This window comes from Wolbachia endosymbiont of Glossina morsitans morsitans (genome assembly GCF_000689175.1).
GTDB lineage: Bacteria > Pseudomonadota > Alphaproteobacteria > Rickettsiales > Anaplasmataceae > Wolbachia > Wolbachia pipientis.
The window spans coordinates 1-6,586 of the sequence record NZ_AWUH01000163.1 but is presented as its reverse complement, the minus strand read 5'-3'; the positions used below and the strand labels follow the sequence as shown (position 1 = coordinate 6,586).

At 36.7% G+C, this 6,586-nt stretch carries 3 protein-coding genes and 2 pseudogenes; all 5 read left to right on the top strand.

The window, feature by feature from the left end:
• Positions 1-222: 222 nt before the first annotated feature.
• Positions 223-1,551: pseudogene (locus WGMM_RS04110) on the top strand (dihydroorotase).
• A gap of 198 nt (positions 1,552-1,749) precedes the next feature.
• Complete coding sequence (locus tag WGMM_RS04105) at positions 1,750-2,934, top strand: dicarboxylate/amino acid:cation symporter (RefSeq protein WP_038250515.1); 1,185 nt, start codon at positions 1,750-1,752, stop codon at positions 2,932-2,934.
• Positions 2,935-2,937: 3 nt separating this feature from the next.
• Positions 2,938-3,540 carry an orotate phosphoribosyltransferase gene (pyrE, locus tag WGMM_RS04100; RefSeq protein WP_038250513.1) on the top strand — a complete coding sequence of 201 codons (603 nt, stop codon included), beginning with the start codon at positions 2,938-2,940 and terminating at the stop codon, positions 3,538-3,540.
• Positions 3,541-3,645: 105 nt separating this feature from the next.
• Positions 3,646-5,475: a translational GTPase TypA gene (gene typA / locus WGMM_RS04095; RefSeq protein WP_038250510.1), complete on the top strand. Its 1,830-nt coding sequence runs from the start codon at positions 3,646-3,648 to the stop codon at positions 5,473-5,475.
• Positions 5,476-5,537: 62 nt separating this feature from the next.
• A pseudogene (locus WGMM_RS07225) lies at positions 5,538-5,783 on the top strand (PD-(D/E)XK nuclease family transposase); the annotation flags it as partial.
• Positions 5,784-6,586 lie beyond the last annotated feature (803 nt).

The following is a 6,586-nucleotide window of genomic DNA, read 5'->3' as shown; positions in this document are numbered from 1 at the left end:
CCAGCTTTAATTTGTTTATCGAACATACACAATGAGCTAGATATTCAGCTGGAAAATCCTTCAACAGAACTCAGAGTTTCACACATTAACGTTAAAACTGAGCTAACTAGGTTATAAGAACCAAATCTTTAGGGTAATGAAAGCACTTTAATTCAAGACAGCTCTTAGTCTGTGTTTTAATTTGGTTGTGTTTTATTAAAAAAACTTTAAATTTATTTTATAATCGATACTCAAACTTGGGATTTGTTGCAAACAGGGCAAAAGGAAGGCTATAAAATTGCGTATACTAATGCTCGTATTATCGACCCGGAAACTAAACTTGATATAAAAGGTTCATTATTGACTGAAGGGGATAAAATTGTTGACTTTGGTGAATCATTATTTTCAACAAGTGGGGTTGATAAAACAATAGACTGTAAAGGGCTTGTTCTAATGCCAGGCCTTATTGACATTCACGTACATTTTCGTGAACCAGGCCAGGAACATAAAGAAACTATATATACAGGCAGCAAATCTGCTGCTGCGGGGGGAGTTACAACTGTAGTTTGTCAGCCAAACACTGTTCAAGCATCTACATGTCTCTTCAAAAGATTCACTTGATGCTATTAAACGTGCGAAACTTCACATGTAAACGTTGAATTTTACGCTAAAATCACCACTTCGGAAGAACACCTGACTGAAATGGCACTTTTAAAGGAAGCAGGTGCGGTTGGGTTCACCGATGATGGCATGCCAGTTATGAACCCAATGATTATGAGACAGGCGCTGCTTTATTCAAGTATGCTGAATGTTCCTATTGCTCAACATGCAGAAGATTTAAATTTATCTGCTGGTGGTGCAATCAACGAAGGTAAAATTTCTGAAGAATTGGGAGTAAAGGGGATCTTGAGTGCGTCAGAATCGGTTATGGTAAATCGTGATATACTGCTAATGAAGGATATGGAAAATGTGCACTACCATATTCTACATGTCTCTTCAAAAGATTCACTTGATGCTATTAAACGTGCAAAAGATTTGGGATTAAATGTTACGTGCGAAGTAACCCCTCATCACTTCACTTTGACTGAAGATATAGTAAAACAACATGGAGCAATTGCAAAAATGAATCCGCCGCTTCGCACTGAGGAAGATCGTTTAGCTATGGTTGAAAGTTTAAAGACAGGTGTGATTGATTGCATTGCAACTGATCACGCTCCGCATGATCGTAGTTCTAAAGATCTACCACTTGAAAGTGCTGCATTTGGTATTGTTGGTCTTGAAACAATGCTGCCCCTTTCACTTGAACTCTATCACAGTGGGCAAATGGGTCTACTTGATGTGCTTGCAAAATTGACATATAAGCCTGCAGATATAATACACATACCACGTGGTCGTATACAAAAAAACCTTGCTGCAGACTTAATTTTAGTTGACCTCAATCATGAATGGGAAATTAAAACTGACAACTTTGCTAGTAAATCAAAGAATTCTCCTTTCGATGGTCGCAAAGTAAAAGGACACGTAGTACGTACTGTTGTGTCCGGCAAAACTATATACTCGCAGAAGAGTTAGTTATCATATCTTATCTATTCCAATTTGTTATCACCAGAATGGGCTAAGTGCACCTAAATTTAAATTAAGAAGTCTTACACTGTCTCCGAATAAACACATCCTCTTATCTTTCCCTAATCTGTAAAGTTATTTTGTCTATCAATCTGATTCCAAAACAGCAAAATTATTGTATAATGTTACTTTGAAGTTTTATTTTCAATGCACAAGCTTGCAATACTTTTTTCTATACTGCTTGCAATAGTTGCTTACTACCTAAACAATGAAATCATATTTGAAATAGCAAAGCTATTTAGTGATATCTTTATCAGCTTGCTCAAATTAATAAGCTTACCTCTGTTTTTTTTATCCATAGTTTCCACAATTTCCGGGCTCAAAGACTCAATTGAAATCAAAGTCTTAGTTAAGAAAACACTATTTTATACTCTGCTTACAACTATTATAGCTGCGTTTGTTGCATTATCGTTTTATTTGTTAATAGATCCAGCAAGAAAAAATTTCATAAGTAATACAATAGGGAGTATTAACAGCAATAACCGCAGTTATTTTTCATATTTAAAATCACTCATTCCTTCTAATTTTGTGCAAGTTTTTCTTGAAAATAATATGATTGGTAGCATATTAATCGCTTTTTTGATGGGTGGAGCTATTGTTTCACTTTCAAAAGAAAAGCAGGATATATTATATCAAGTATTCTCTGCACTTTTTGATACGCTACTTAAAATTGCTCAAGGGTTATTAAAATTTATTCCGCTTGCTGTTTGGTCTTTTATTACTTGTTTTTTGCATGAATTAAAAGGCGGTAGTGAGTTCTACAATCTTTTATGGTATTTTGTTTGTATAATGTCTGCAAATTTTGTGCAGGCATTTCTGATTTTACCGCTATTTATGTGGTATAAAGGCATATCACCAATTCAAACGCTGAAAGGGGTTATGCCAGCACTCACACTTGCGTTTTTTTCTAAATCATCCAGTGCAACATTGCCAACAACTATAGAATGTGTGCAGAACAAGCTAAAGGTGCCAAAGAAATTATCGTCTTTTATTTTACCAATATGCACAACAATTAACATGAATGCATGTGCTGCATTTATACTAATCACTGTAATGTTTGTTGCAGAAATGAACGGATACGTATTTTCCTTAAGCGAAATGTTGATATGGATTTTTTTAGCTACAGGGGCTGCAATGGGTAACGCTGGAGTGCCGATGGGGTGCTATTTTATGGCAACCAGTTATCTAATGTCAATGAATGTTCCTCTGCATATTATGGGACTGATTTTGCCTATTTATACAATCATCGATATGTTTGAAACTGCAATAAATGTGTGGTCTGATGTTTGTATCACTCAGATAATTAATAAAGAATGTAATAGTGAAACTTAAAAAATGATATTAGACGAAAATAACCTAATAATAAAAGAATTTAAAGAAGCAGAAGCAATTTTGCATGGGCATTTTGTTTTATCATCCGGGCTGCATAGTGACACATACATACAGTGTGCGAAGATTTTTGAAAATCCAAGCAGAGCCATGAAAGTTTGCGCATTATTAGCAGATAAAATAAAAAAAGAATTAAATAGCTCCATAGATTTAATATTATCTCCTGCAATTGGTGGAATAATTGTGGGTTATGAGATTGGCAGGCAGCTTGGAATAAAGACAATGTTTTGCGAGCGCGTTAATGGTAAGTTTGAATTACGCCGTGGATTTAAGATCAAAAAGGGTGAGAAAATATTGCTCATTGAAGATGTAATAACCACAGGTAAATCTTCACTTGAAGCAGTGGAATGTGCAGAAGGGGAAGGGGAAGGAGGTAAAGTTGTTGCTGAAGCTTCTTTGATAAAGAGAAATAGTGAAACGAAACTGCCTTTTCCTATCATATCTTTGATTGAACTGAACATCAAAAACTACAGCGAGGAAGAACTTCCAAGTGAATTAAAACAACTACCCATAACAAAACCTGGGAGTAGGGAATATTTAACAAAGTAATCCTATAATATCTTGGAAACACAGCATTTATACACAGCTTTAGTTATTTACTCCAAGTGTATTTTATGTATACTTATTACTAAATTAATTTTGAAATGATAGAAAATGAACGAATTTAAATCGATCCGAAATATAGCAATAATCGCACACGTTGACCACGGTAAAACTACTTTACTTGATAACATGCTAAAACAAAGTGGCACATTCCGCGAGAATCAAGAAGTTCAAGAACGAGTGATGGATAGTGGCGACCAAGAACGTGAGCGCGGGATTACAATACTTGCAAAATGCACATCAATAATGTGGGGTGATGAAAAAATCAATATTATTGATACGCCAGGGCACGCAGACTTTGGTGGAGAAGTAGAAAGGGTATTGTGCATGGCAGACGGCGTGTTGCTGCTGGTTGATGCTGCAGAAGGTCCCATGCCACAAACAAAATTTGTGCTCTCAAAAGCACTAAAAGCAAATTTGAAGCCAATTGTGATAATCAATAAGGTCGATCGACCAGACAGCAGAATTGATGAAGTATTAAATGAAATATATGAGTTATTTTTTAACCTTGATGCAACCAACGAGCAGCTAGATTTTCCAGTGTTGTATGCTTCAGGTAGAAATGGCTGGTGTGCTAAGGAGCTTTCTGATGAAAGAAAAGATTTAAGCCCATTATTTTCAACGGTTATAGATTATATAAAACCTTCTGTTTATAATCAAAATGCACCTTTTGCTATGTTGGTCACTCTACTTGAGTCTGATAAGTTTCTTGGCAGAATATTGACAGGAAAGGTTTATCAGGGCATTGCAAAAGTCAATTCAGATCTTAAGGTGCTTGACCTCGATGGCAAAGTAATTGAACGAGGAAGATTAACTAAGTTGCTCTCATTTTCTGGCTTGAAACGCATTCCAGTAGAACAAGCTGTGGCAGGAGACATAATTGCAATTGCAGGGCTTGAGGAAGCTTCAGTTTCAGACACTATAGCAGCACCAGAGGTTACAACTGCAGTAAGCTCAACTCCAGTTGATCCGCCGACAATGGCGATTACTCTGAGTGTTAATGATTCACCTTTTGCTGGGCAAGAAGGTACAAAGCTTACCTCAACTGCTATAAAGGATCGCTTATGCGCGGAGGCAGAAACAAATGTTGCAATTACTGTGACTTTAGCACCAAGCGGTGAAGCGTTTGAAGTAGGTGGACGTGGTGAGCTACAGCTTGGGGTGTTAATTGAAAATATGAGGAGAGAAGGTTTTGAGCTTTCGGTATCACGCCCTCGAGTGCTATTTAAGGAAGAAGATGGCAAAAAACTTGAACCTATAGAGGAAGTAGTAATTGATGTAGATGATGAATATAGTGGAATCATCATGGAAAAACTCAGCTTCCGTAAAGGTGAAGTAACTGACATGAGACCTTCTGGTAATGGCAGGACAAGATTAACGTTTTTAGTGCCATCAAGAGGATTAATCGGTTATCAAGGAGAGTTTTTAACTGATTCTCGTGGCACAGGCATAATTAACCGTTTATTTCACAGTTATGCTCCACATAGAGGTCCAATTTCTGGAAGGCGCAATGGAGTTTTAATTTCTACAGATAAGGGTGAGGCTGTGGCATATGCAATTTTCAATTTGCAAGACAGGGGAATTATGTTTATTAAGCCACAGGATAAGGTATATTGTGGCATGGTTGTCGGCCAGCATAGCCGTGACAATGATTTGGAGATAAATGTGTTAAAGGGTAGGCAATTAACAAACGTAAGAGCTTCAGGTAGTGATGAAGCTATAAAGCTCACTCCACCAAAGATAATGACACTGGAGGATATGATAGCGTATATAGATGATGATGAGTTGGTGGAAGTAACTCCAAAATCTATACGTTTACGCAAGAAATTCCTTGATCCAAATGAACGTAAGCGTGCAGGAAGGGCAAAGAATAAGGAGTAATCAGAGGTTGAACATTTGCGAAAAATAGTGTACAATTACTCGTCTCCTAATTGTATTTAATTATGGCCTTTTCGAAATTTCTCGATCCAAAAAACAATTTCGCGTTCAAGAGAATATTTGGCACTGAGAAAAATAAAGATATTCTCATTCACTTTCTCAATGATATATTGGGCTTCGCTGGCAAAGATGAAATAGAAGAAATAGAATTTCTCAGCACTATCATGGATGCTGAGATTGCCTCTAAAAAACAAAGTATTGTTGACGTTTTCTGTACTGATTCTTATGGAACCCAGCTAATTATTGGAATGGTGCGACCTGAAAGTCTTCGGTCATATTGTTTAAAAGGAGAGGAATTCCTTCAGAAAGAAACTAAAAGAGTTCTAAAACTTATTGAACCAGATGTTTTGCCATCTGAGTCTACGCATCAGTGCGAATCGGGTAACCGGTTGGTGCCAAGCGATGCGGACAATGAACCTCCTCTTGAAAAAGAAGATGCTCAATCGTGAAAGGAGCATAAACTACAAGCATCATGTGGTTGGAGAGCTAGGCTTAGTGGTACGGTGAACGTAAGTGAAGCTTCATAAGTATCGTAACGATTAAAGAGCTAAAGATGCTGATAAGCTCCGACCAAAAGGTAATGTGACATTTTTCATTTCTGGATGTACGCAAATCACCGGTATAGAGAAGTCACCTAACCCACTGTTGTATGACAGAAGGAACAGGGTAAGCCTGTATTTCCGCCTATATGGCAAGCAAACCGCAAGGAACGCTGATGAAAATGCAGGTAAAGGATAATGGAGAAAGCGAATGCCATTTTGTAACGAAATGTATAGAATTTGTAACATTAATTCGCGTGAAAACGAGCAGATTTCCATTTGGTCCCTCGTGACAAGAAACTTTGTTAACCACTTGAGGTAGAGAAGCAGATGACCTTACCCACAGAAATGATGAAGAAATTAGGAATATTTTTACAAAAAGGGCAATACTAACAAAAGAACTTTATTCTATTTAGAATATAAAGTTACAATAAATTTTCCTGTCATCTCCAAATAAATTACATTAACTTAGTATTGTATATTGTTAATAACTTAAATAATACAACCATTTTCAG